Source organism: Mycobacterium sp. NGS49 (assembly GCF_059812565.1).
Genome location: NZ_JCALCX010000001.1, coordinates 264,171 through 287,010, shown reverse-complemented (window position 1 = coordinate 287,010; position 22,840 = coordinate 264,171). Strand labels below are relative to the sequence as shown.

The following is a 22,840-nucleotide window of genomic DNA, read 5'->3' as shown; positions in this document are numbered from 1 at the left end:
CATCGCCGAATTTCCTCAAACCGCCAATTTCGCCCTGCGTCGCTCCAGCAGGCGCAGCACCATCGGCGTGAAGATCAATTGCATGGCCAAATCCATCTTGCCACCGGGACACACGATGGTGTTGGGCCGTGACATGAACGAATCATGAAGCATGGCAAGTAGATAGGGGAAGTCGATGCCGTGCGGGTCGCGGAAGCGAATGATCAGCATCGACTCGTCGGCGGTCGGTATGGACCTCGCGATGAACGGGTTGGAGGTGTCCACCACCGGCACCCGCTGGAAGTTGACGTCGGTGTGTGAGAACTGCGTGCACATGTAATTCACGTAGTCGGGCATCCGTCGCAGGATGGTGTCGGTCACCGCCTCGGAGGTGTATCCGCGGGACACTTTGTCGCGGTGCAGCTTCTGAATCCACTCCAGGTTGATCACCGGAACCACACCGATCCGCAGGTCCGCGTGGGCGGCCACATTGACCGCACCGGCGACGATCGCGCCGTGCAGGCCTTCGTAGAACAGCATGTCGGTGTCTGGGGGGATTTCCTCCCACGGCGTGAAGGTGCCGGGTTGTTGTCCATACGGTTCGGCTTCCTTCTCGTCGTGGAGATATCGGCGGACCTTGCCGGTTCCGATTTCACCGTACGTGGCGAAGAGATCCTGTAGCTCCTCGAAAAGGTTGGCCTCCGGTCCGAAGTGGCTGAACGAGTGGTCGCCGCGGGCGTGGGCATCGGCGATCGCCGCCTTCATCGCCACGCGATCATACCGGTGGAAGCTGTCGCCCTCGACGAACGCCACTCTGACGTCTTCCCTGCGGAAGATCTGGTCGAAGGTCCGCATCACGGAAGTGGTTCCCGCCCCGGATGATCCGGTGACGGAGATGATCGGGTGCAGGCGTGACATGGTTCCTCTTTCGATTTCGCTCAGCCGGCCACGACCCGGTAGAGCCCCCGGACTCCGTACAGCGGCGAACTGGACGGCCGGACGTAGTCCTGGCGGTGGTACTCCTCGATCAGCTCGACTTCGTCGGCCGCCCCGAAGATCAGCGGCACCCGCTGGTGCAGGTCGGCCGGGACGACATCCATCAGCCGGCTTCGGCCGGTGCTGGCCCGGCCGCCGGCCTGCTCGACGAGGAAGGCGACCGGGCCGGCCTCGTACAGTAACCGCAGGCGGCCCGGTTTGGCCGGGTCCTTGGCATCCCGGGGGTAGAGAAACACCCCGCCACGGGTGAGGATCCGATGTGTCTCCGCAACCAGCGACGCGACCCAGCGCATATTGAAATCCCTGCCGCGCGGCCCCGTTCGGCCTGCCAGGCACTCGTCGATGTAACGCTGCACCGCCGGTTCCCAGAACCGCCGGTTCGAGGCGTTGATCGCGAATTCGCCGGTGGAGCGGGCTATCTGGATGTTTGCGCGGGTCAGCACGAATTCACCGAGCGACGGGTCCAGCGTAAAGGCGTGCACACCGGTGCCCACCGTGAGCACCAGCATGGTCGACGGGCCGTAGATCGCGTAGCCCGCACACACCTGCTCTGAGCCGGGCTGCAGGAAGTCTTCGGTTACCGGGTCGGTGCCCGGCTCGGGAGCACGCAGGATCGAAAAGATGCTGCCGACCGAGACGTTCACGTCGATGTTCGAAGAACCGTCGAGCGGGTCGAAGATCAGCAGGTATTTTCCGCGCGGGTACTGCGCCGGCAACCGGTAGGGTTCGGCCAGCTCTTCGGAAGCCATTCCCGCCACTTGTCCGCCCCATTCGGTGGCTCGCAGGAAGTAGTCGTTGGCCAGCACGTCGAGTTTCTGTTGCACTTCGCCCTGCACGTTCACCACGCCGGCGGCACCCAGCACGTCACCGAGTTCCCCCTGGGCGACCCGGGTGGAGATGGCCTTGCAGGCCAGGGCGACATCGAGGATCAGCGAGTTCAGCTCGCCGCTGGCGTCGGGGTGGCGACGTCTTTCCTCGATGAGGAACTTCACCAGTGTGGTGTGGCGGGTGAGCATGCGCGGTTACCTCCAACGGGCAGCAGAAGACCTGGGCAACATGCTCTGATCCAGCCGCGGCCGGTCCATCCCCCTGTCGGGTGGTCCGGTGGGGGTATCCGTGCGTGTCACCTGTTGCGGGCACCGCCGCTGTCCTACTGTCGCGGCATGACGGTGCGCGCCCTGGTGTACAGCCACGACATCGCCTTCTGCCGGTATGTCGGCGATTCACTGGACGCCACAGCGAATATCGAGTTCGTGGCTTCCTACCCGGTGCTGTTCGCGCGCCTGAACGCCGGCGTCGTCGACGTGGTGATTCTCGACGGTGAGGCCACACCGGCCGGGGGCGTGGATGTCGCCCGACAGCTCAAGGACCGGTTCAACTACTGCCCGCCCATCCTGCTGGTGGTGGCTCGGGCCGCCGACGCGTGGTTGGCCCTGATGTCGAAGGCGGATGCGACCGTGGGACCCGGGCGCGCGCCGATGCCATTGGCCGACGCCGTCAACCGATTGATGAAGGAACTGCGGCCCGCAACGAGTCGCTGTCGGCGTTGATTCCGCTGAGGTCCGGCGCGACAAAGGTCGGCCGCTGCTCTGGTGGTGCGGCTGAGGCCTCGGCCGCCGTAGTCACTCCGCTGAGCACCAGCAGGCTGGGCAGGCCGGCGGAGTTGGCACCGGCGATGTCGGTGTCCAGCCGGTCGCCGACCACCAACGGTCGGTGAAAGTCGCCGCGGGACAGCGCGTTGCGGAAGATCGGCGCATGGGGCTTGCCGACTACCCGCGGTCTGCGGCCGGTAGCCGCGCCCAGTGCCGCCACCATCGACCCGTTGCCGGGCACCAGCCCGCGCTCGGACGGCAGCGTGAGATCTGGATTGGTTGCCACCCAGGGTATTCCCGCGCCGATTGCCAGTGCCGCCTCGGCGAGGTCACTCCAGCAGATTTCGGGGGAGAACCCCTGCACCACCGCGACCGGGCTGTCGGCCCACCGCCGTACCGGGCGCAAACCAACTGTGGTCACCTCGGCGGCCAAAGCCTGCGAGCCGATAATCAATACTGGCGCGCCAGGGGATAATTCGGTGGCCATCAGCTGCGCCGCGCACTTACCGCTGGTGATGACGTCGCCGGGGTCTGCATCGAATCCCAACTCGCGCAGGTGCTGTGCGACCTCCGCAGCGCTGCGCGATGCGTTGTTGGTGAGAAACATTGTGCGACAGGAAATTGCGGACAGCGCTTCAGCGGCGCCGGGTACCGGTCGCGAACCCCGGAACAGTGTGCCGTCGAGATCCAGCAGCAGGCAGTCGTGCAGGGTTGCCAGCGATGCCATCAGAGCGCCGGCGCCTTGATCTTGGCCGGGCCCACCACAATGGTGCCCGCGCCCTCGAGGCTCACCTCATAGGGCAGCCGGCCCAGGATCGAGTCGAACTTCAGCAGATGCGCCAATGTCTCCGTCTCGGTGATGTCGTTGATGGCGACGACCTCGAAACCCGAGTCCTGTTGAGCCAACAGGGCCCGGTAGAAGCTACGTCCGATCCGACCAAAGCCGTTGATGCCAACTCAGACCGTCACGTGTCGCTCCTCAGGGGGTGATCGATGCGCCGACCATATGGTCGAGTGCGCCGGCCCACACCCCCCGAACGGGGGAGAAGCTCAGCGAAAGCAGTTCTCGATCATCATGCGCCGTAACCACGAGCGGTACCGGTCCACGCCGACCGTCGCTGGAATGGCTGCGCCCACGACCTCCACGAATCGCCACGACGTCCCGGCCACCGACGGCGCCGTGGGATCGTCCAGCGGTGCCTGGCCCCGGCTATGGAGATCGCGGCCGGAACCGCCCTGCCAACTCCGGATCGGCTGCTACTGATTCAAGCCGTCTAACGCCAGCGCGGTTGCGGACAACCGGTCAGTGGTGTCCGCGGGTCGATTTCCCAAAGGATCTTGGCCATCAGGCCGTTCTCATTGTCTGGATCGAGCCAGCCCCACTCGCCGGAGTAGTTGGCCTCCAGAAACGTGTAATCCGACTCCCGCTTGAGGAAGTCGAAGCGGGCGTAATGAATGCCGACCTCGGCCGAGAAGTCGAAGATCCCCTTCTCTAGTTCCGCCGGCAGGCTCACGGGTTTCCAGCCGCGATGGGCATGCTGGGAGGGGGCCTTCCGCCAGTCAATGGTGTCGGCAAGGAACGCTTCGCGGTCCAGCGAGAACGCGAACAGCTGATCACGCACGAATGCCACCGTCACGTCTTCAAGAGCATCGACGTAGTCGGTGACAAACCAGGGGTAGGAGACATCCAAGTCTTCTTCGCGAACCTTCTTTGCGTACAGGCCAATTCCGTCGGAGTATCTGAATGTGAAGCTCTTGACCACCGACTCGACGCCCGGCCGAAGATATTTTTCGTCGCCCAGAATGAAACGGAACGGGGTGACGTCGAAATACTCTGCGGCGAGCCGCATCTGATGCAGCTTGCCGGAACGCATGGTAGCCAGGGGCTGATTGAGCACCACCTTGCCCTGAGCCCAGAAGATGTTGAGCATGTCACTCAGCGCCATCCAGACCTCTTCCTCGGCGTAACGCTGGGCATCGGTCAGCTGCAACGAGGGAAAGATGGTGGAGGCGCGCATGGAACTACGCCGATATACCTTCACGATGTCGGCTTCGGTCACATGCCGACCGACGGGATCCTCGATCTCGATTTCCGTGTCCGAAACCAGCAGTTTGTAGTCCTGCCACAGATCGGTGTTGAACCGAAATACGTTCTCCGAACCGAGGTTTTTGACGAGCAGATCAGCCACAAAGTCGATGGAATTGGTGATCAGCAGTGTGCAGGATCCGGAGCTCAAATCGCCCTACCTACCCCTCGCACTCGCAGGTCCACAAGGTAACGCAAACCCGAGCGCAGGTACCGCGCCCAGGTTTGCTCGGTGGGTTGGCGATTATTCTTCTGACTCGCCGTCGAACATGGTGCTGCTACTGGGGGACCCCGTGCTCATGATCATGGTGCGCATGACTTCGCTGTCATCCCAATGCCGGGTCTGACTTGAGTAGTCGTAGCCGCAGTTTCCCATTTCCTGTCGCCACAGGAACGCTTCGTCAGGCTTACGGGCAACCAGATCGCCCGGACGGATCTTGGACCGCGAGGACTGTTCGGTAATCATTTTGTATGTTTTCCTTTCCGGGAAATCGCTTGCTTATCAGAATCTGTCGCGCATTCCGAGGTGCGCGAGTCTCGGTGCAATCGGTGTCAGCAGCCGATATAGGTGGTGCAACAACAACTGACCAGGGACAGGTTGGAGTCCGTACTGTCACGAAGCTCGACGGCCGAACCGCCGACAACACCGCCCGCGGGTGGAGCGGCACCGGCCGGGCTCTCGCTGAGGACAATATGGCAGAGGTCAGGCCGGTCGTGGACCACCTTGAATTTCAGCCCTTTCGGCACGGGAAGCCCGTGTTTCTCTGCCACCTGTGCCACGGCCAGCGCGGGGGATTCCTCCAGCAAGGACCGAAATCGCGGATCTGTCCAGGACTCGACCAACACCAGCGTTTGCAGATTGCTCTCCACGTAACCCTCCGAGTCCGAGTGGGTGCATCGCGATTAGTCGAGTCGGTGCATCGCGATTAATGCTGGCTCGTTCGTTCAGGCGATAATAGAGTCTTTGGTCACCGGCTGACCGTACTTCGGCCAGCCAGAGAGGTCTCCGTTCTGCTGTGCAAATGAGCATCAAGGCCCTGAATCTGCCCGAACGTATCCAGGCAGCGCGCGCCGGACAAATCACCCTTCCGCATTCTCGCCACGAACTCGGGGACGCACGGCACATCTTTGCCTACTGGGAGAAGGCTTATGGAGAAAATCACCGCGGGCCACTCCAGCGGCGTATCCGGGCGCTCGGAATCAGTCGCGACGAACTTCTACAGCTGATCGCGGCCAAGCCGGAGGGGGCGGCGGCGTTCGAGTCAGCACGTTGGGCTTGCGTCTTATCCGAAGCGCTGCAGTCCGATTCCCAAGGACCCGTGCCGGGAGTACCCGGTGCGGGACTGACGGCGGCGGCGATGCCTTTTCTTCGCTGGGCTGACCAGAGGGTGAGTCAGTTCCTGTGTTCCCTTGGCCCGGAGGCCGACAACCCTCATATTGACGAATCCCTGGTGCGAGCCCAGTTCGCCGCCCATCTCACCCAACACCTCGAGCGCGTGTCGGCCCGGACTCTCGTTCTCAAAATGCATGTGACGAAGTTGTCGGGGGAACTCACCGGATCGACTGCGCAGGAACGGTTCTCCTCATTCGTTGATACCCGGCTCACGAATGATCGACTCAGTGCACTGCTCGTTGAGGAGTTCCCGGTCCTGGGACGGTTGATGGCCACGATCACGTTCCAAACACTCGATGCGTGGAAGTCCGCCCTGGCGCGGCTGGTCCGGGACTGGGCGTCAATCGCCGCGACTTTTGGGCATGCGTCTGGCGTGGACTGCCTCGTCGGCGTGGACGCCGGGCTGGCGGACACCCACCGCGGCGAGATGGTCCTGCTGATGGCCTTTGCTTCGGGTTTTCAGATCATCTACAAGCCGAGAGACCAGGCATGCAACCGTCACTTCCAAGAGCTCGTCGCGTGGTTTGCGGCCAAGGGATTTGATCCTGCCGCAAGAACTTTGGAGGTTCTTCCGCGCGGCCCGTACGGCTGGGTCGAGTTCGTCCCGTATCGGGCCTGCCTGAACGCGCGCGAGATCGATGACTTCTTCGCCAGGCACGGTCTGCTTCTCTTCATCGCATATCTTCTCGACGGCACTGACTTCCACCGCGAGAACCTGGTTGCCGATGGAGGGCAGCCGGTGCTGGTCGACATCGAAACCTTCTTTCAGAACGTGCCGCGAGGCGTGAATCGCACGCACTCCTCGGCGGACGACACGTCACCGTATTCGGAGATCGTGAACCGGACTGCCCTCCTTCCCGTCTTCATCGAGGGCCCTGTGGGGCGGGTCGATGTCAGTGGCATAGCAAGCGTCAACGGGCAACGCACCCCTTTTCTCGGACCCACCTGGGATGGGTACGGAACGGACAACATGCGCGTGGCCCGAGGTCGGGGAGTGCTCCCCGAGGCACGCAACCTCCCGAAGTTCAAAGGACGCAGTGTCCGGCCGACTGCCCATGTCGAAGCCCTCGTTTCGGGATTCCAGCAGGCCTACGAGATCGCCGTCCACCACAGGAGTGAACTCATGAGCGAGGCAGGTCCGGTGCTGGCGTTTGCGAACGACGACGTGCGGTATATGACACGCGGTACGAGTCGTTACACGGCGCTATTGACCGACAGCACACATCCGGACTGCCTACGGGACGCTGCCGAGCGCGACTTCCTTTTCGATTCACTGTGGACCGATACCCGCGCCGTTCCTTGTCTGCAGGAGCTCGTCCCGAGCGAGCAGACTGACCTGTGGAACGGCGACGTTCCTATTTTCACCTCGAAAGTCGGTCAGGCGCACTTGTATGACAGCCGCGGGAGGCGTTTCGACAACTTCTTTGCCTCAACCGGGATGACTCGCGTGCTCCTCAGGCTCAAGCGCTTGAACCCCGAGGATCTGGCGCTGCAAAAGTACTGCATTCGAACGACTCTCGCGTCCGCAGCAAGCTCCCGCAGAAAGGAGTTGAGCGAAGCACGCGCGTTTGATGAGGATCTCGGGCCGGCCTCGCCGGAGGCATTGCTTGAAGCTGCCACGGAGATCGGTGATCGTCTCATCGAGCTTCGGGTGTCCGATGCGCAGGAGGCGAATTGGGTTGGCGTGGTGGAGCGCGCCAGCGATCGTTTCGTGTTCGGTCCACTGGGTTACAGCCTCTATTCAGGTGCGGCCGGGATAGCGCTGTTCCTTGCGTTCCTCGCTGAGAAGACCGGGGACAGGCGCTACGAGCGGGTGGCTCGTCGGGCGTTCGTCGGCGTGCGGCGAGAACTGTTGGGGCGCGCTGCGACGGCGGAGATCGGCGCCTACTCAGGAACCTCGTCGATGCTGTACGCGGCGTTTCACCTTGCTCGGCTTTGGGGTGACAGCAGCCTCTTGCGCCGTTGCCTGAGGGTGCTCCCGTCACTGCAGGCCCAGGTGGCCGAGGACCGGAAACTCGATGTCGTGAATGGAGCGGCCGGGTGTATACCCGTCCTGCTGCTCCTGCACCGGCACGGCGTATCCGATCAGGCGCTGGACGTGGCCCGATGTGCCGGAGACCACCTCCTCGCCCACAGCATTCGAACGCCGCAAGGTACTGGTTGGGGCCGTCGGGCCCGCGGCAAGCCACCGCTTCTGGGGTTCGCCCACGGCGCCGCCGGCATCGCCTGGACGCTGCTGGAACTTGCCGCCGAGACGGGGGATCAACGGTATTGGGACACCGCGCAAAGCGCCGTGAAGTTCGGACGGGCGCACTGGGATCCGCGGCTTGGGTATTGGGCTGATCCGGGCGACTCCCCCCGATCACACGATGGTCCGAGTCAGCAATCCGCACCGCGCTCGGCATGGTGTCATGGCGCCCCCGGCATCGGGATCGCGCGGATACTCTCAACCGGGTGCGGAGGCGATTACGAAATGCTTGGTGAGATCGATGCCGCTCTGCGCAGTACCGCCGCGCTCGGCTTCAGCAAAAGTCATTGCCTGTGCCACGGAGATCTGGGGAACATCGAACTGTTCCATTTGGCGGCCGAGCGGCTGAACCGGCCGGCTCTGCGAGACCAGGCGCTCCGACTCGTCCACGCGGTACTCGTCGATGCGCGGCGCGAAGGTCAATGGCGCTGCGGAGGACCACCGACGGTGGAGATGCCGGGCCTGATGATGGGCCTCGCCGGCATCGGGTACGGCCTGCTTCGGGCAGGATGGCCGGAACGGCACCCGTCGATATTGGCTTTGGGTGATGTGGGGTCGGTATCGCCTAGCGTGCCGCACGCACACAATCCGCCGTAGCTGCCACCGTGATGGTCCTCCTGCGGCGCCATCACAAGTTGTGCGACAGTAGCCCGATGCTGGCGGAAGTGCTGCGACAGTATGTGCGGCCATATCGATGGCTGATAGCGGTGGTCGCGGGGCTGCAGCTGATCAGCACGCTCGCATCCCTGTACTTGCCGACCATCAACGCGTCGATCATCGACGACGGCGTCGCCAAGGGGGACACCCACACGGTCATAGGGCTCGGTGGGGTGATGCTCCTGGTTACCGGCCTGCAAGTGCTGTGCGCGGTCGGGGCGCTCTACTGCGGGTCACGCGCCAGTATCGGATTCGGCCAGGATCTGCGGTCCGCGATGTTCGATCACGTCACCGGCCTCTCGGCGCAGGACACGTCGTGCGTCGGAACACCATCACTGCTGACGCGCACGACCAACGACGTGCAGCACATCGAGGTGGTGGTGCAGGTGACCAGCACCGTGCTGATCTCCGCGCCGATCATGTGTGTCGGTGGCGTCTTCATGTCGATTCGCCAGGATGTCGGCCTGTCCGGGTTATTGCTCGTCAGTGTCCCGGTGATGGTAGTGACAATCTACCCGATCGTGTCCCGATTGCTGCCACTGTTCCGCAGCCTGCAGAAACTGATCGATGACATCAATCGTGTTATGCGAGAACAGCTCTCGGGCATCAGGGTTATCCGCGCGTTCGCTCGAGAGCGCTTCGAGGTAGAGCGGTTCGCGAAGGCCAACCGCACCGTGTTCATGACTGCGCTGACGGTGGGCCGGTGGCAAGTTCTGCTGGCGCCGGTCACCATGATGGTGATCAACCTGTCCAGCGTCGCGCTGGTCTGGTTTGGCGGCCGGCGCATCGGCACGGGCCAAATGCAGGTCGGTTCGTTGATCGCGTTCTTGTCGTACTTCCTGCAGATCTTGACGGCAGTGATGATGGCGACAGTCTTCCTCGAGCTGTTGCCTCGCGCGTCGGTATGCGCCGGGCGCATCAGTGAAGTGCTGTCTATGAACCCCGCGATCACCAGTCCGCAAGACTACAAGCGACCGGCACACGGCATCGAGGGCATCCTGCAGCTCGACAAGGTGACGTTTCGCTATCCGGGTGCCGACCACCCAGCGCTGCAGAATGTTTCGTTCACCGCGTCGCCCGGGACTGTGACAGCGATCATCGGTGGCAGCGGTTCAGGTAAGTCCACATTGGTATCGCTGATCTGCCGGTTTTACGACGTGAACAGCGGCGCGGTGTTCGTGGACGGAATCGACGTTCGCGATTACGAGACCGAGCAGCTATGGTCGGCGATCGGCCTGGTACCCCAACGTGGTTACCTGTTCTCCGGCACCGTGGCCGACAATCTGCGCTTCGGTAGGCCAGGTGCCAGCGACGCCGAGATATGGGAAGCGTTGCGGGTGGCCGCAGCCGATGACTTCGTTCGCGAGGACGCAGACGGCTTGCAGATGCCGATATCCCAGGGTGGCATCAATTTGTCGGGTGGCCAGCGGCAGATGCTGGCGATCGCGCGTGCGGTGATCAACCGCCCAGCCATCTATCTGTTCGACGACGCATTCTCGGCACTTGACGTGCACACCGACGCGCGGGTGCGCGACTCATTGCGTGAGGTAGCGCCAGACTCGACGGTGATCATTGTGGCGCAGCGCATTTCGACGGTGGCTGCGGTTGACCAGATCGTGGTCCTCGACAAGGGCGAAGTGGTAGGCGTCGGTACCCATGAGGCGCTTCTCGAGAGCTGCCCTGCCTATGCCGAGCTCACCGACTTGCAGTCATTGGGCACCGATGTGGTGGGTTGGCAATGACTGGTCCAGCGCGGGTCCGCGGCCACGGGAGACTTGAGGAATCCAGCGAGAGTTCCCCTGAATTCTGGCGTTCGGCGGTACGGCTCGCGCAGCGCCTCGCGCCGCAGGCGCGGTTGTTGGCCGCGGTGATCGCGCTATCGGTCGGCGGGATCGCGTTCGCGGTGGTCGGCCCACGCGTCCTTGGCCACGCCACTGACCTGTTGTTCAACGGCGTGATCGGTAGACAGCTGCCTCCCGGGATCACCAAGGAAGAGGCGATCGAGGTTCTACGCGCGCGCGGCGATGACGGGTTCGCCGATCTGGTATCGGGGATGGACGTGGTACCTGGCGAGGGCATCAACTTCGGCGCGGTGGCGCGGACGTTGATGATCGCGCTGCTGGTGTATTTGTCTGCCGCGCTGCTGGTTTGGGCTAAGGCCCGCTTACTGAATGTCATCGTGCAGCGCACGATTCTCGCACTGCGTGCCGACGTGGAAGACAAGTTGCACCGGCTGCCGCTGTCCTATTTCGACGGACATCAGCGCGGTGAGTTGTTGAGTCGAATCACCAACGACATCGACAACATTGAGACATCGCTTTGGATGACGATCAACCCGATACTGACCTCACTGCTGTCGTTTGTGGCGGTGTTCGCGATGATGCTTTCGATTTCGCCACTGCTGACCCTGATCACGCTCCTCGCCCTGCCGCTGTCCCTATTGCTCGTCCGGGTGATCGCGCCGCGCGCACGGCGGCTGTTCGTGGAGCAGTGGGCTCTCATCGGGCAACTCAACGCACACGTCGAGGAGACTTACAGCGGATTGGCATTGGTCAAGACGTTCGGTCAGCGCGCGCGAGCGCGGGAGCAGTTCCGAGATCTCAACGCCCAGGTCTACCGAAACAGTTTCGGCGCCAACTTCCTCTCCGGTTTGATATCGCCGGCGACCGAGTTCATCGGAAACCTCAATTACGTCGCAGTGGCGGTGGTGGGTGGTCTGCAGGTGGCGTCGGGACATATCACGCTGGGCAGCATTCAGGCCTTCATTCAGTATGTGCGCCAATTCAATCAACCGATCGTCCAGATCGCCGCGATGTATAACGTCGCCCAGTCGGGAGTGGCAAGTGCCGAGCGCGTCTTCGACCTGCTGGATGCCCCCGAGCAGGAACCGGACCGCGTGTTGACACTGCCGCCGGTCGTCGAATCGGTACCCAGTGGGCGGGTGGAGTTCCAGCACGTGAATTTCGGCTACCTACCCGGCGTCCCCGTGCTCAAGGACCTCTCGCTGGTCGCCGAACCGGGGAGCACTGTCGCGATCGTCGGGCGTAACGGGTCGGGCAAGACCACGTTGGTGAATCTGCTGATGCGTTTCTACGAAGTTGATTCGGGTCGGATTCTGATCGACGGCGTGGACATCGCCACCATGAGCCGGCACTCACTGCGGTCGCGGATCGGGATGGTGCTGCAGGACACCTGGCTGTTCGGCGGCACCATAGCGGAGAACATCGGCTACGGTTGCCCAGGAGCGAGTCGCGACGACGTTATCGCCGCCGCGGAGGCGGCCTGCGTGGACCGCTTCGTCGATATCCTGCCCGATGGCTACGACACGCGGGTGGGCGACGACGGTGACAACATCAGTGTTGGCCAGAAGCAGCTGATCACGATCGCCCGGGCATTCCTAGCCGGTCCGCAACTGCTGGTCCTCGACGAGGCCACGAGTTCGGTCGACACCCGCACCGAGGTGCTGATTCGGCAAGCGATGCGCGAGCTGCGTCGCGGGCGTACGACTTTTGTTATCGCGCACCGGCTTTCGACGATCCGCGACGCGGACATGATCCTTGTGATGCAGGCTGGCAGGATCATCGAACGTGGCAACCACGCCGAGCTGTTGGCGATGCGGGGTGCCTATTATTCGATGACGCAGGTCTGAACCGAACCGGTGCGCGCCTGCCGGCGCCTACGCAGCCGACAAGCAGGCGGGTGGTACGAAAGTCAGCCCCGGGAGCCGATAATCGCATCGCAGGAGACGGACGCGAAGTCGGAATATGTCGCGGCGCAATAATGGCGAGCCCACGGAATTGGCGCGGAATCGCGCGACCGGGTCCAATATCCCGTTCTGGGCCTGCTCAGCGGTGTGACTGCCGTGGGGGCATTCCGATCGATGACCAATGACCCTAGTAGTGACTCGTGCGTTGCAGGAAAGTGTAACTCGATTGCACATATAACGAGAGGATTGAAGCGATGGATGACGTGTTCGTCTACCACGTTTCGGACGAGGACCTCGAAAACCTGGCGGGAACCAACGGTCTCGCGACCACCGGTTGCCAGTGTTCCCTGGGTTCCTGCTCGACGACAGAGATCAATACCAGATATCTCTGCGGCTGACCCAAAGGGCTACTGCCAGAGCAAGACGTCGGGAAGAGAATTGTCTACCCGCCGTAACGCCGTGTAGCCAATTCCTGCCAAGCCCTTGAACAATCCCGGATTGAACCGTCCCGGTCCGGCGCTCCACCGATAATCGCCGCGCAGCGCCGCTGCCGATATGACCTGGGCGAGCCGGCGTGATGCCAGTCCACGTAAATCGGGCCGCCCCATCGCATCACCGGCTTCACTGAGAAATTCCACACTGCTCATGACGCCACAGCACAGCGTGTCCTCAATTTGGCTCTCCCACCCGCTTTCCACGCCGACGACGGCGTTGCGGATGTCGGCTGTCAGTAGCGCGGTGTCGGCTCGGTCCAACCTCGCCATGGCGACGCGCGCCAGGCCGATACCCGGGGCCCCATGGCACCACTGCGACCGCCAATGCCGTTCGCTCTCTGCACGCAGGTCCGGCCAGTTGTGTCGCTGCGGGTCGAAGGTGAAGTTCTCGTAGGCAATGCACTCCGACGCCGCGCCGGAGAAGTCCGCACGCCCGGTAGCTTCCGACAATGAGGCCAACGCGTAGGCATAACCCGCCGCCCCGTGCGACATGCCGTTGAGTCCTTGTGGATCAATGCCTTCCCCCACCCACGTGCGGCGCCCGTCTGATCCCACCCGCGGCTGGCGCAGCAAGTGATCGCCGCAGCGCGTCGCCAGCGCGAGCACGTCATCGGATGCGGTGTCGCGGTACAGCCGGAGAAGCCCGAGGATGGCACCGGCGCTGCCGCCCATCAGGTCCAACTGCCGGTCAGCCGCAATCACATCGTTCGTGATCAGCGCCGCCGCAACATGAGCGTCGGCCAGCAGGTCTTTGTCCCCCAGCAGATTCGACATCACTGCCAGCGCGTAAATGATGGATCCCAAACCGACGCCGCCACCGATGCCCATCAATCGAGCCATCTTGGCGGCGTTGCGGCTACGCAGCTCGTGGCGAAGATGCGCGACCGCAGCCAACGCGAGCTCGCCGGAAGGCGTGCACCCCGTAACGGCGGCGTGGGCAGCGAGGTACAGGGCGACGCCGGAATGGCCGTTGTAGAGACTCGGGCTCAGGCAGACGAGTTGGTAGGCGTCGGTATCGCCGACCCAGTCCAGCCCGATCCACGCCGCGGCGGGTCCGCGGCGAATGGCGTACTGCGACAGCTCGGCAGCGATCCTGTCTGCCTCGTCGAGGAAGAACTCGTTCGTCGGCACGGCGGGCGAGTCTGCGCCCGCGAGGTCCAGCGTGACTGGCGGCGGTGGATTAGCTTCTGCTGCAAACGATTGCATGTTCTGCTGGATGACGGTGAGCTGCCAGTCGAGTTCCTGCTCGTCCAGGTTGAGTACGCGGTCCGACGCGCGTTCGAGGCCTGACTTGCCCGTGACATGAATCGACACACCAGTGCCGTCGCTGACATCGGTGCCGTCGGTGGGTGCGACGAAGTAAGGCACGTTCAACACCACCAGCGCCGATCGCTCCGCACGAGCCAACGGCCATCGGGAGTCGGCGTCGAGGTTCCAATCCGACAACCGGGCGACGAAGTCTGCCTGTGCGGACCACAACACGCCATCGTCCATGGTGCGGTGATCCTTGAGGCGCTCCAGCAGCAGGTAATAGAACCTCGTGGAGCGGGGGACCTTGCGGACCGGCAGTCCGGCGAACCCGTCGAAAAGCCCGCTTCCCGTCGTCTCTGCGTTCCACCGGACCAGGAACTTCGCGTAGGCCTCGAAACCGGCGACGAAGGCATCGAGATGGTCGACGAACTTGGCGTAATGGTTGGCGACATAGGGCAGGTTCGGCGTCGTCTTGTCGAGCTCGGAGGATCTCTCGGGTTGCATGCGGTCGGTATTGATGTCGATCCACCGGATCCCCGTCTTGACGTTCCAGTCCGACATCATCCCGCCGATCGTGAAGACCCTGTTTCCCGGGGAGCGCTCGTAGGACGGGAGCAGCGCCGCCATCATCGCCGAATTGGCGATGATCCTCATGGCCGCGCGAGATGCCTCGTTCTCCGGGACCTCGTCGTCGGGCTCCTCCACTTCTGCTTCGAGAATCGTTTCGACGTCGATGGGTACAGGATGTCCGCCGGACGCGATGATGTTCTCCTGATGCATATCGCTGGCAGCGAAGCAGTAGAAGAGCGCCAGCCACGCGCCGGCCCGGCGGAAGTAGCGCTCGAAGTCCTGCACGTCGGTGCAGGCCGCATGGTCGATGAATTCGCTCCAGCCGTAGTCGGCGCGCGACAGCGCGCACACCGCCCTCAACTCAATCGGCGGCTCGGCGTTGTTGAGCCGATCGATCAGAGCATGCAGCGCGACATCGACCCTCAGGTCCTTTGGCTTGTAGACGACCCGCGCGCCGTCCTCGAACTCGAGAATCCGCACGGAATGGCCGCAGTTGTGCGGATCGGACAAGTCACCCGCGACGCTCGTCACCCTGTGTTCGACTGCAGAATCGAGCAGATCGCGGCGGATCGCGGGCAGGTCGGCGTCGAGACGGTTCACGAGCTCACGCGTGACATCGATCCACTGCCGAGTGATGGTGGCGAGCAGCCGCAGCAGGACCGGCTTGGCCTCGAAGAGACGCCCGAAGCCATCGGTCCTCATGTCGTCCACGAACTGCATGTAGAGCGTGGCCGTCGCGCCCTCGGCGCTGGTCGCGTCGTCGCCGGCGGCTTTGCGGGCGGCGTGAAGGAGCCCATACAGCGCTGGTGTGCACAGGTCGGACAGCTGTTTCAACAGCGATCGGCGCAGCTCGGTGCGCGCTGAGTCATCGAGGTGGGCAGCGGCTCGTGCGTCGATGGTCGACCACAGCCTGGCCTCCGCCTGTTCGACGACCGGCGTCAAGAGGTGTTCGAAAGCGCACGGTTCGGGATCGGCGATGGATTGTGCTGACGCACTGGGCCGGGCACCCAAAGCCGTAGTGATCCATACGGCGTCGTCGGCCCACACCGGCCACGGCGCCGAGGGCTTGCGCCGAACTGTGGCAAATCTTTCCAGCACGCCGGCGAAGTCCCAGCCGTCGCGGTGCAGGCGCCGGCCGAACTGGGCCCAGTCGCCGCTGGCGCACGAACGGCACCACGCCGCCAGACGTCGCGCGGCCAAATCGGTGTCGGCCTTCTGGCCCGGTAGCGACTCGAACTCCTCGCTGAGGAGTTCATCGATGGTTGCGGCGCGCATTACGAAGCGCTCTGATGAGGCGTTCAACCGCTCTTCCTTCGGTCCGGCAGTCCGCGGGCTGTAACCGTCCGGGAGGAACGCCAGTATAGATGTCGGGCCGGTCGTGATCAGCCACTCGAACAGCCGTGGAACCGTTCGAGTTCGGGCTGACCGAGCGCATCGACAGTCCCCGCGGCAACGCGGCCGGATCGTGCGCGGCCTCGATCCGGGCCGGCTCCCGGGCGAACAGGTCAGCGACCTGAGCGCCGAATTAAGCTGGGAACCAAGGCCAGTAGCACAATGCATCGGCCCGTAGACCGGCGGTACCGCTCGGGCCGGTGATCGACAAGACGCGTCGCTCTCTTGCAATAACCCCTTCCGGCCCGCGAGGTCTACGATCAGCCATAGGTGCCTACCAGGCACCAGTCTCAGTCGGCCGGCGTGCTAGCCATAGGGGCTTCGACCACGAAAGGCCAACCGGTGAGCGATAAGCCGAATGTTCTGATCATCTGGGGCGACGACATCGGGCAGAGCAATCTCAGTTGCTACAGCAACGGGCTGATGGGCTACCGGACCCCTAACATCGACCGCATCGCCGCCGAAGGGGTGTTGTTCACCGACTATTACGCCGAGCAGAGCTGCACCGCCGGACGGGCGGCGTTCATCACCGGCCAGAACCCGTACCGCACCGGCCTGACCAAGGTAGGTCTGCCGGGGGCGCCGCTGGGCCTGCAGGCGCAGGACCCGACGATCGCCACCGCGCTCAAGGCGCAGGGCTACGCCACTGGCCAGTTCGGCAAGAACCACCTGGGCGACCGCGACGAACACCTGCCGACGATGCACGGCTTCGACGAGTTCTTCGGCAACCTGTATCACCTCAACGCCGAAGAGGAACCCGAACTACCGGACTACCCAACGGATCCGGAGTTCCGCAAGAAGTTCGGCCCGCGCGGAGTGCTGCATACCTGGGCCAACGGCGACGGCACCCAGCGCATCGAGGACACCGGCCCGCTCACGAAGAAGCGGATGGAAACCTGCGACGGCGAATTTCGCGACGCCGCAGTCGATTTCATCAAGCGCCAGCACCAGGCCGAAGCACCGTTCTTCGTATGGTTCAACACCACGCACATGCATTTCCGCACCCACACAGAGCCCGGAAGCGTGGGCCGGGCGGGACGGTGGCAGTCGCGCTACCACGACACGATGTTGGATCATGATGACACAGTCGGCAGCATGCTGGATCTGCTGGACGAGCTGGGCATCGCGGAGGACACGATCGTCATGTACTCCACCGACAACGGTCCCCACATGAACAGCTGGCCTGATGCCGGCATGACCCCATTTCGCAACGAGAAGAACTCCAATTGGGAAGGTGCGTACCGTGTTCCGGCGATGGTGCGCTGGCCGGGACACATCCCGGCCGGGTCGGTGTTGAACGGAATCGTCAGTCACGCCGACTGGTTCGTCACGCTCCTGTCGATGGCAGGTGCGCCCGACATCGCCGAGCGGTTGCGCGCGGGCACTGACCTGAACGGCACCACCTACAAGGTGCACCTCGACGGGCATGACCAGTTGGCGTACATCACTGGCCGGACGGACGAGAGCCCGCGCAAGCACTTCTTCTACGTCTCCGACGACGGCGACCTGACCGCAATGCGGTTCGACAACTGGAAGTTCGTCTTCCTCGAGCAGCGCTGCACGGGAACTCTGGCGATCTGGGCGGAGCCCTATGTTGAGCTGCGCGTGCCCAAGCTGTTCAACCTGCGGACGGATCCCTACGAGCGGGCCGACATCACGTCGAACACCTACTACGACTGGATGTTGGACCACATCTTCCTGTTCGTGCCGGCGCAGGCGTACGTCGCGAAGATGCTGGAGACGTTGGTCGAGTTCCCGCAGCGGCAGAAGTCTGCGAGCTTCAGCATGGATCAGGTGATGGCCAAGTTGCAGGACGCGACCACCCGCAGCAGCTGAGCGACTGTGATGGAGCGCAACGACCCTTTGCCGTCCTGGCGTCCCGGCGGCACACGGGACGCACTGGTGGCCTTCTTGGCGGCGGTCGAGGACGTGCCGGTCGCCACCGGGTCGCCACCTTCGACAACGACGGCACGCTGTGGTGCGAGCGGCCGAGTGATGTGCAGTTCGACTTTTCCTCGACGCGCTGCGCAGACGCGTGGCCCAGGACCCGTCGGTCGGCGAGCGTGCGGAGTTCGCCGACCTGCTCAGCGGTGATCAGGCGGCCGTCGCGGGGATCGGGCTGGAACGCATCGCGCTCGCGCTTGCCGCCCTGTTCGAGGGTATGACTCCGGAGAAATTCGCCACCGAGGCAAGGGAATTCATGCGCGGTGCGACACACCGGACGTTGGGCCGGCCGACGCGCTCGGTGACCTATCAGCCGATGCTGGAACTCATCGCCGCGCTGCGTCGCCGCGACTTCACGGTCGGGATCGTCACTGGCGGCGGCACCGAGTTCGTCCGGGCGATCAGCGACGACCTCTACGGTGTGCCCGCCGAATTGGTGGTGGGCACCCTTATCGGCTAAGACGTCAGCCGTGACGGTCAGGGCCCGCCGGTGATCCAGCCCACACAACGATCGCCCGCCGACTTTGCCTGCGACACACGCGTCTGCGGCCTTCGGTCTATCGCACCGCATCAGTTCAAACCGGCGCGCTTCCTCGGCGTGCCGGCACAGCGCCCACGGCACGGCGCAGTCTGGGGAAGTCTTCTACGATTTCACTGCCCGCCCGTCCGATGACAATCATCCATGCAGCGTTGCCAATTCCGGCCCTGCAGGCCGGCGCATTGCGCGTTGCAATCTTTTGTTCCGCACGCCGCGGGTATCGGTGCGGCGGCCGCCGGGGTAACGCACACCAGCGCGGCTACGGCCACGGTCAAGAGGACGCGAGTTGCACGACTCATGAGTCCACATCCCTCCGGTCGGAGCAGTTCTCCCAGGCCAGCGTGCGCTCCCTGCCGGCCTCTCGGGCAGGGTCTTTTGGCACGGTTGCGCGCGGATTACGGCCCTAGCCGACGTTCCCGGTGTCAGGACAATCCCGCTGCCCCCGCGGTCCTCGGCCGCTCAGCGACGTCGGATGGTTTCGCTGTCGGTGGCCGGCCCTGCCCAATCCACTCCGACGGCTTGCCCAACCGTGCCCCGGTGGATGACCCCCGCAGCGCGCGCGATCAGCGTCTCGCTACATTCAGGACCGATTGCCCTAGTAGTCGCCGAGTACGTCGCAGGAGGAATCTCATGAACGCGCAGGTCGAGCAGCTGGAATTCCAGGCAGAGGCCCGCCAACTGCTGGATTTGATGGTCCATTCGGTCTACTCCAACAAGGACTCGTTCCTGCGGGAGCTGATCTCCAACGCCTCCGACGCGCTGGACAAGTTGCGGATCGAGGCGCTGCGCAACAAAGAGCTCGATGTGGACACCTCCGATCTGCACATCGAGCTCGAGACGGACAAAGGAGCCCGAACCCTCACGATCCGCGACAACGGCATCGGCATGACCCGCGCCGAGGTGGTGGACCTGATTGGCACGCTGGCCAAGTCGGGCACGGCAGAGCTGCGCAAGCAACTCAAGGAAGCCAAGAATGCCCAGGCATCCGAGGAACTCATCGGCCAGTTCGGCATCGGCTTCTACTCATCGTTCATGGTGGCCGACAAGGTCGAACTGTTGACCCGCAAGGCCGGCGAGAGCGAAGCCACCAAATGGGAGTCCAGCGGCGAGGGCACCTACACCATCGAAGCCGTCGAAGGTGCGCCGCAGGGCACCTGCGTCACCCTGCACCTCAAGCCCGAGGACGCCGAGGACGAGCTGTACGACTACACCTCGGAGTGGAAGCTCAGGAGCCTGGTCAAGCAGTATTCGGACTTCATCGCCTGGCCGATCCGCATGGAGGTGGAGAAGCGGACCCCGCCGGCCGAGGAAGGCGGCGAAGAGACCGTCACCATCGAGACCGAGACGCTCAACTCGATGAAGGCCCTGTGGGCCAGGCCCAAAGAGGAGGTCTCCGAGGAGGAGTACAAGGAGTTCTACAAGCACATCGCGCACGCCTGGGACGACCCGCTCGAGGTCATCGCGATGAAGGCCGAGGGCACCTTCGAATACCAGGCGTTGTTGTTCCTGCCCTCGCAGGCGCCCTTCGACCTGTTCAACCAGGACGCCAAGATCGGGGTGCAGCTCTACGTCAAGCGCGTTTTCATCATGGCGGACTGCGAAGAGCTGATGCCGGTGTACCTGCGCTTCGTCAAGGGTGTCGTCGACGCACAAGACCTGTCGCTCAACGTGTCCCGCGAGATCCTGCAGAAGGACCGGCAGATCAACGCGATCCGGCGCCGGTTGACCAAGAAGGTGTTGTCCACCATCAAGGACATCCAGTCACAGCGACCGGATGACTACCGCACCTTCTGGACCCAGTTCGGCAAGGTCCTCAAGGAGGGCCTGATGTCGGACTTCGAAAACCAGGAGACTCTGCTGTCCATCTCGTCGTTCGCCTCCACGCACAGCGCTGAGGAGCCCACGACGCTGGCCCAGTATGTCGAGCGGATGAAGGAGGGCCAGACGCAGATCTTCTATGCCACCGGGGCCTCGCGTCAGCTTCTGGAGAAATCGCCGCACCTGGAAGCCTTCAAGGCCAAAGGCTACGAGGTGCTACTGCTCACCGACCCGGTGGACGAGGTGTGGGTGGGTGTGGTCAACGAGTTCGACGGCAAGCAGCTGCAGTCGGTGGCCAAGGGCGAGGTGGATCTGGCTTCGGACGAGGAGACGTCGGCCGCCGAACGCGAGGAGCAGCAGAAAGAGTTCGCCGACCTGCTGACCTGGCTGAAGGAGACCCTGAGCGAGCACGTCAAGGAAGTGCGGTTGTCCACCCGGTTGACCGACTCGCCGGCTTGCCTGATCACCGATGCCTTCGGCATCACGCCGGCGCTCGCACGGCTTTACCAGGCGTCCGGACAGGACGTCCCGATCGGCAAACGGACCTTGGAGCTCAATCCGACTCATCCATTGGTCACCAAACTGCGCGCCGCTCACACCGACCGGCCGGACGACACCGCAGTCGCGGAGACGGCCGAATTGCTCTACGGCACAGCGCTGCTGGCGGAGGGCGGGGCCCTGGAGGATCCGGCGCGCTTCGCCGAGTTGCTGGCTGACCGGCTGGCGCAGACCGTGTAGGCGCTGCGAGCACGCCCGTCCACATTGCAGCTGCGCACACTGGCCGCGGCGTGTCGTGTACGTAGCTTCAGTGTCGCGGCTCAGGTGAGGTGCAGGTTGGGGGGTTGAAAGCCCGCCGGAGCGGATATCCGCATCTCATGACTGTGTTTCGGGCCATCGATCCGCAGGGCGTGATCGTCGCGACCAGGGATTTCGACAACGCGGAGGACGCGCACCGGTGGTTTGCTGAGTCGATCGCCGGTCGTTATCAGCTGGGTTGGCGTATGCAGGTGTGCGACGAAGGGCACTGGGCGAACTTCGACGACACCGGAGGCTTCACCGCCCCCCTGAGCCGCCGCCGCGTGAACAGCTGACTCAGCGGCGCAGTTTTTCGCGCACCAGGTCGGTCAGGAAGCGTCCGGCCGACACCGGTTTGAACGCGCGTGCCGCTGCGGTGAGCGCGTCGCGGGACTCGGTGCTCAGTTCGACTTCGGCGGCGGCCACGTTGAACTCCAGCTGTTCCACACTGGAGGCACCGGGGATGGCCACCACACCCGGCAAACTGATCAGCCAGGCCAGCGCGACCTGTGCGGGCTTGGCGCTGACCTCGGCCGCGACCTCGCGCAGGGTCTGGAGCAGCGGTTCTATCCGGCGCAGGTTCTCGGTACCGAACAGCGGGTTGACCGCGCGAACACCACCCGGACGGTTGTCGACGCCGTACTTGCCGCCCAGCAGACCCTGCGCAAGCGGGCTGTAGGCGATCACGATGCGCTTTTCGCGCTCGGCGAAGGGCACCATGTGGTCCAGAGCCCGCGGGTGCGCCAAGGAGAAGTGCACCTGATTGCTGACCACTGGACGTCCCAGCGCCTCGTCGGCCTGCTGCCAGCGCGCAAGTGAGTAGTTCGAAACACCGGCGGCGCCGATCTTGCCCTCGTCGAGCAGCTCGCGCATGCCGGGCATGATCACCGAGTCCGGGACGATCGGGTTCGACTGATGGATCTGATACAGCGGGATCCGATCCAGCTGCAGCCGGCGCGCGCTGGCGCGCTCGCGTTGCCTGATCACGGCCGGAAAGGGCGCGACCGGAAAGACCTTGCTGGCGACTGCTACCTGGGTGCGCTCGTCGCCCAGCGCCTCGCCCAGGATCCGTTCGCTCTTGCCCAGTCCGTACACCTCGGCGGTGTCGAACAGGGTGACGCCGAGAGCACGGGCGCGCTGCACGATGTCGCGGGCGGCGCCGGAGGCGTAGTTGTCCCCATAGCCCCACTCGCGCGAACCGAACTGCCAGGTGCCCAGCCCGATGCGGCTGACCTGGCCCACTCCCTCGACCTCAACGTATTTCATCACCCCACCGTATACCGGCGCCTGTCCCGGGCCGGTCCGCGCACCCTCGGCCCGCATCGACCGCCGCAAGGGTTCCCGTGGTAGAACTTCATTGGTTCGCCTGAGGTACGGCAGC

The 22,840-nt window shown here is 63.8% G+C and carries 16 protein-coding genes and 2 pseudogenes; 9 read left to right on the top strand and 9 right to left on the bottom strand.

The window, feature by feature from the left end; translation table 11 throughout:
* Positions 1-15 precede the first annotated feature (15 nt).
* Together AC5Y7D_RS01320 and AC5Y7D_RS01315 are read right to left on the bottom strand one after the other, a co-directional pair.
* Positions 16-897 (bottom strand): phosphoribulokinase, encoded by an 882-nt coding sequence (locus AC5Y7D_RS01320; RefSeq protein WP_499920755.1) that lies wholly within the window; start codon positions 895-897, stop codon positions 16-18.
* Positions 898-917: 20 nt separating this feature from the next.
* Positions 918-1,991: a class 1 fructose-bisphosphatase gene (locus AC5Y7D_RS01315; RefSeq protein ID WP_499920753.1), complete on the bottom strand. Its 1,074-nt coding sequence runs from the start codon at positions 1,989-1,991 to the stop codon at positions 918-920.
* A gap of 147 nt (positions 1,992-2,138) precedes the next feature.
* Between AC5Y7D_RS01315 and AC5Y7D_RS01310 the strand changes: the two genes are divergently transcribed.
* Positions 2,139-2,525, top strand: a complete 387-nt coding sequence (locus AC5Y7D_RS01310) for a hypothetical protein (protein ID WP_499920751.1) — start codon at positions 2,139-2,141, stop codon at positions 2,523-2,525.
* On the opposite strand, the pseudogene AC5Y7D_RS01305 reads toward AC5Y7D_RS01310, so the two are convergent.
* From AC5Y7D_RS01305 to AC5Y7D_RS01285, 5 genes and pseudogenes are all read right to left on the bottom strand, one after another.
* A pseudogene (locus tag AC5Y7D_RS01305) lies at positions 2,494-3,294 on the bottom strand (HAD-IIA family hydrolase); the annotation flags it as partial. The gene AC5Y7D_RS01310 and the pseudogene AC5Y7D_RS01305 sit on opposite strands and share 32 nt — an antisense overlap.
* A 2-nt stretch (positions 3,295-3,296) precedes the next feature.
* Positions 3,297-3,518: pseudogene (locus AC5Y7D_RS01300) on the bottom strand (glyceraldehyde 3-phosphate dehydrogenase NAD-binding domain-containing protein); the annotation flags it as partial.
* A 323-nt stretch (positions 3,519-3,841) separates the two neighbouring features.
* The gene (locus AC5Y7D_RS01295) at positions 3,842-4,756 is read right to left on the bottom strand and encodes an MvdC/MvdD family ATP grasp protein (RefSeq protein WP_499920749.1); all 915 of its coding nucleotides are present in this window, start codon (positions 4,754-4,756) and stop codon (positions 3,842-3,844) included.
* A 141-nt stretch (positions 4,757-4,897) separates the two neighbouring features.
* Positions 4,898-5,119: a hypothetical protein gene (locus AC5Y7D_RS01290; RefSeq protein ID WP_499920747.1), complete on the bottom strand. Its 222-nt coding sequence runs from the start codon at positions 5,117-5,119 to the stop codon at positions 4,898-4,900.
* Positions 5,120-5,205: 86 nt separating this feature from the next.
* Entirely contained in the window at positions 5,206-5,523 is a 318-nt protein-coding gene (locus tag AC5Y7D_RS01285) for a hypothetical protein (RefSeq protein ID WP_499920745.1), read from the bottom strand.
* A gap of 152 nt (positions 5,524-5,675) precedes the next feature.
* On the opposite strand from AC5Y7D_RS01285, the gene AC5Y7D_RS01280 reads away from it, so the two are divergent.
* The 4 genes from AC5Y7D_RS01280 to AC5Y7D_RS01265 all read left to right on the top strand — a co-directional run bounded on the left by AC5Y7D_RS01280 (position 5,676) and on the right by AC5Y7D_RS01265 (position 13,055).
* A complete protein-coding gene (locus tag AC5Y7D_RS01280; protein ID WP_499920743.1) occupies positions 5,676-8,891 on the top strand; it encodes a type 2 lanthipeptide synthetase LanM family protein in 3,216 nt (1,071 codons plus the stop codon).
* A 56-nt stretch (positions 8,892-8,947) separates the two neighbouring features.
* The gene (locus AC5Y7D_RS01275) at positions 8,948-10,693 is read left to right on the top strand and encodes an ABC transporter ATP-binding protein (protein ID WP_499920741.1); all 1,746 of its coding nucleotides are present in this window, start codon (positions 8,948-8,950) and stop codon (positions 10,691-10,693) included.
* The gene (locus AC5Y7D_RS01270) at positions 10,690-12,600 is read left to right on the top strand and encodes an ABC transporter ATP-binding protein (protein ID WP_499920739.1); all 1,911 of its coding nucleotides are present in this window, start codon (positions 10,690-10,692) and stop codon (positions 12,598-12,600) included. The genes AC5Y7D_RS01275 and AC5Y7D_RS01270 overlap by 4 nt, the downstream gene beginning before the upstream one ends.
* 311 nt (positions 12,601-12,911) lie before the next feature.
* The gene (locus AC5Y7D_RS01265; RefSeq protein WP_499920737.1) at positions 12,912-13,055 is read left to right on the top strand and encodes a hypothetical protein; all 144 of its coding nucleotides are present in this window, start codon (positions 12,912-12,914) and stop codon (positions 13,053-13,055) included.
* A gap of 9 nt (positions 13,056-13,064) precedes the next feature.
* On the opposite strand, the gene AC5Y7D_RS01260 is transcribed toward AC5Y7D_RS01265, so the two are convergent.
* Complete coding sequence (locus AC5Y7D_RS01260) at positions 13,065-16,595, bottom strand: type 2 lanthipeptide synthetase LanM family protein (protein WP_499920735.1); 3,531 nt, start codon at positions 16,593-16,595, stop codon at positions 13,065-13,067.
* Positions 16,596-16,706: 111 nt separating this feature from the next.
* Here AC5Y7D_RS01260 and AC5Y7D_RS01255 point away from each other — a divergent pair, with 111 nt between their 5' ends.
* The 4 genes from AC5Y7D_RS01255 to AC5Y7D_RS01240 all read left to right on the top strand — a co-directional run bounded on the left by AC5Y7D_RS01255 (position 16,707) and on the right by AC5Y7D_RS01240 (position 21,755).
* Positions 16,707-18,200, top strand: coding sequence for an arylsulfatase (locus AC5Y7D_RS01255; RefSeq protein WP_499920733.1), 1,494 nt, complete (start codon positions 16,707-16,709; stop codon positions 18,198-18,200).
* Between the two features lie 199 nt (positions 18,201-18,399).
* On the top strand, positions 18,400-18,768 hold the full coding sequence (locus tag AC5Y7D_RS01250; protein ID WP_499920731.1) for a haloacid dehalogenase-like hydrolase: 369 nt from the start codon (positions 18,400-18,402) through the stop codon (positions 18,766-18,768).
* A 708-nt stretch (positions 18,769-19,476) separates the two neighbouring features.
* A complete protein-coding gene (htpG, locus tag AC5Y7D_RS01245; protein ID WP_499920729.1) occupies positions 19,477-21,402 on the top strand; it encodes a molecular chaperone HtpG in 1,926 nt (641 codons plus the stop codon).
* Positions 21,403-21,539: 137 nt separating this feature from the next.
* Positions 21,540-21,755 carry a hypothetical protein gene (locus AC5Y7D_RS01240; RefSeq protein ID WP_499920727.1) on the top strand — a complete coding sequence of 72 codons (216 nt, stop codon included), beginning with the start codon at positions 21,540-21,542 and terminating at the stop codon, positions 21,753-21,755.
* 1 nt (position 21,756) lies between these two features.
* Here AC5Y7D_RS01240 and AC5Y7D_RS01235 read toward each other — a convergent pair whose 3' ends face one another.
* Positions 21,757-22,725 carry an aldo/keto reductase gene (locus AC5Y7D_RS01235; protein WP_499920726.1) on the bottom strand — a complete coding sequence of 323 codons (969 nt, stop codon included), beginning with the start codon at positions 22,723-22,725 and terminating at the stop codon, positions 21,757-21,759.
* Between the last annotated feature and the right edge of the window lie 115 nt (positions 22,726-22,840).

Bases quoted from the DNA above. Each gene is read 5' to 3' on its own strand.
- AC5Y7D_RS01265 (WP_499920737.1), top strand. From the start codon at position 12,912: ATGGATGACGTGTTCGTCTACCACGTTTCGGACGAGGACCTCGAAAAC.
- AC5Y7D_RS01270 (WP_499920739.1), top strand. From the start codon at position 10,690: ATGACTGGTCCAGCGCGGGTCCGCGGCCACGGGAGACTTGAGGAATCC.
- AC5Y7D_RS01315 (WP_499920753.1), bottom strand. From the start codon at position 1,991: ATGCTCACCCGCCACACCACACTGGTGAAGTTCCTCATCGAGGAAAGA.
- AC5Y7D_RS01275 (WP_499920741.1), top strand. From the start codon at position 8,948: ATGCTGGCGGAAGTGCTGCGACAGTATGTGCGGCCATATCGATGGCTG.
- AC5Y7D_RS01235 (WP_499920726.1), bottom strand. From the start codon at position 22,725: ATGAAATACGTTGAGGTCGAGGGAGTGGGCCAGGTCAGCCGCATCGGG.
- AC5Y7D_RS01240 (WP_499920727.1), top strand. From the start codon at position 21,540: ATGACTGTGTTTCGGGCCATCGATCCGCAGGGCGTGATCGTCGCGACC.
- AC5Y7D_RS01320 (WP_499920755.1), bottom strand. From the start codon at position 897: ATGTCACGCCTGCACCCGATCATCTCCGTCACCGGATCATCCGGGGCG.
- AC5Y7D_RS01290 (WP_499920747.1), bottom strand. From the start codon at position 5,119: ATGATTACCGAACAGTCCTCGCGGTCCAAGATCCGTCCGGGCGATCTG.
- AC5Y7D_RS01280 (WP_499920743.1), top strand. From the start codon at position 5,676: ATGAGCATCAAGGCCCTGAATCTGCCCGAACGTATCCAGGCAGCGCGC.
- AC5Y7D_RS01310 (WP_499920751.1), top strand. From the start codon at position 2,139: ATGACGGTGCGCGCCCTGGTGTACAGCCACGACATCGCCTTCTGCCGG.
- htpG (WP_499920729.1), top strand. From the start codon at position 19,477: ATGAACGCGCAGGTCGAGCAGCTGGAATTCCAGGCAGAGGCCCGCCAA.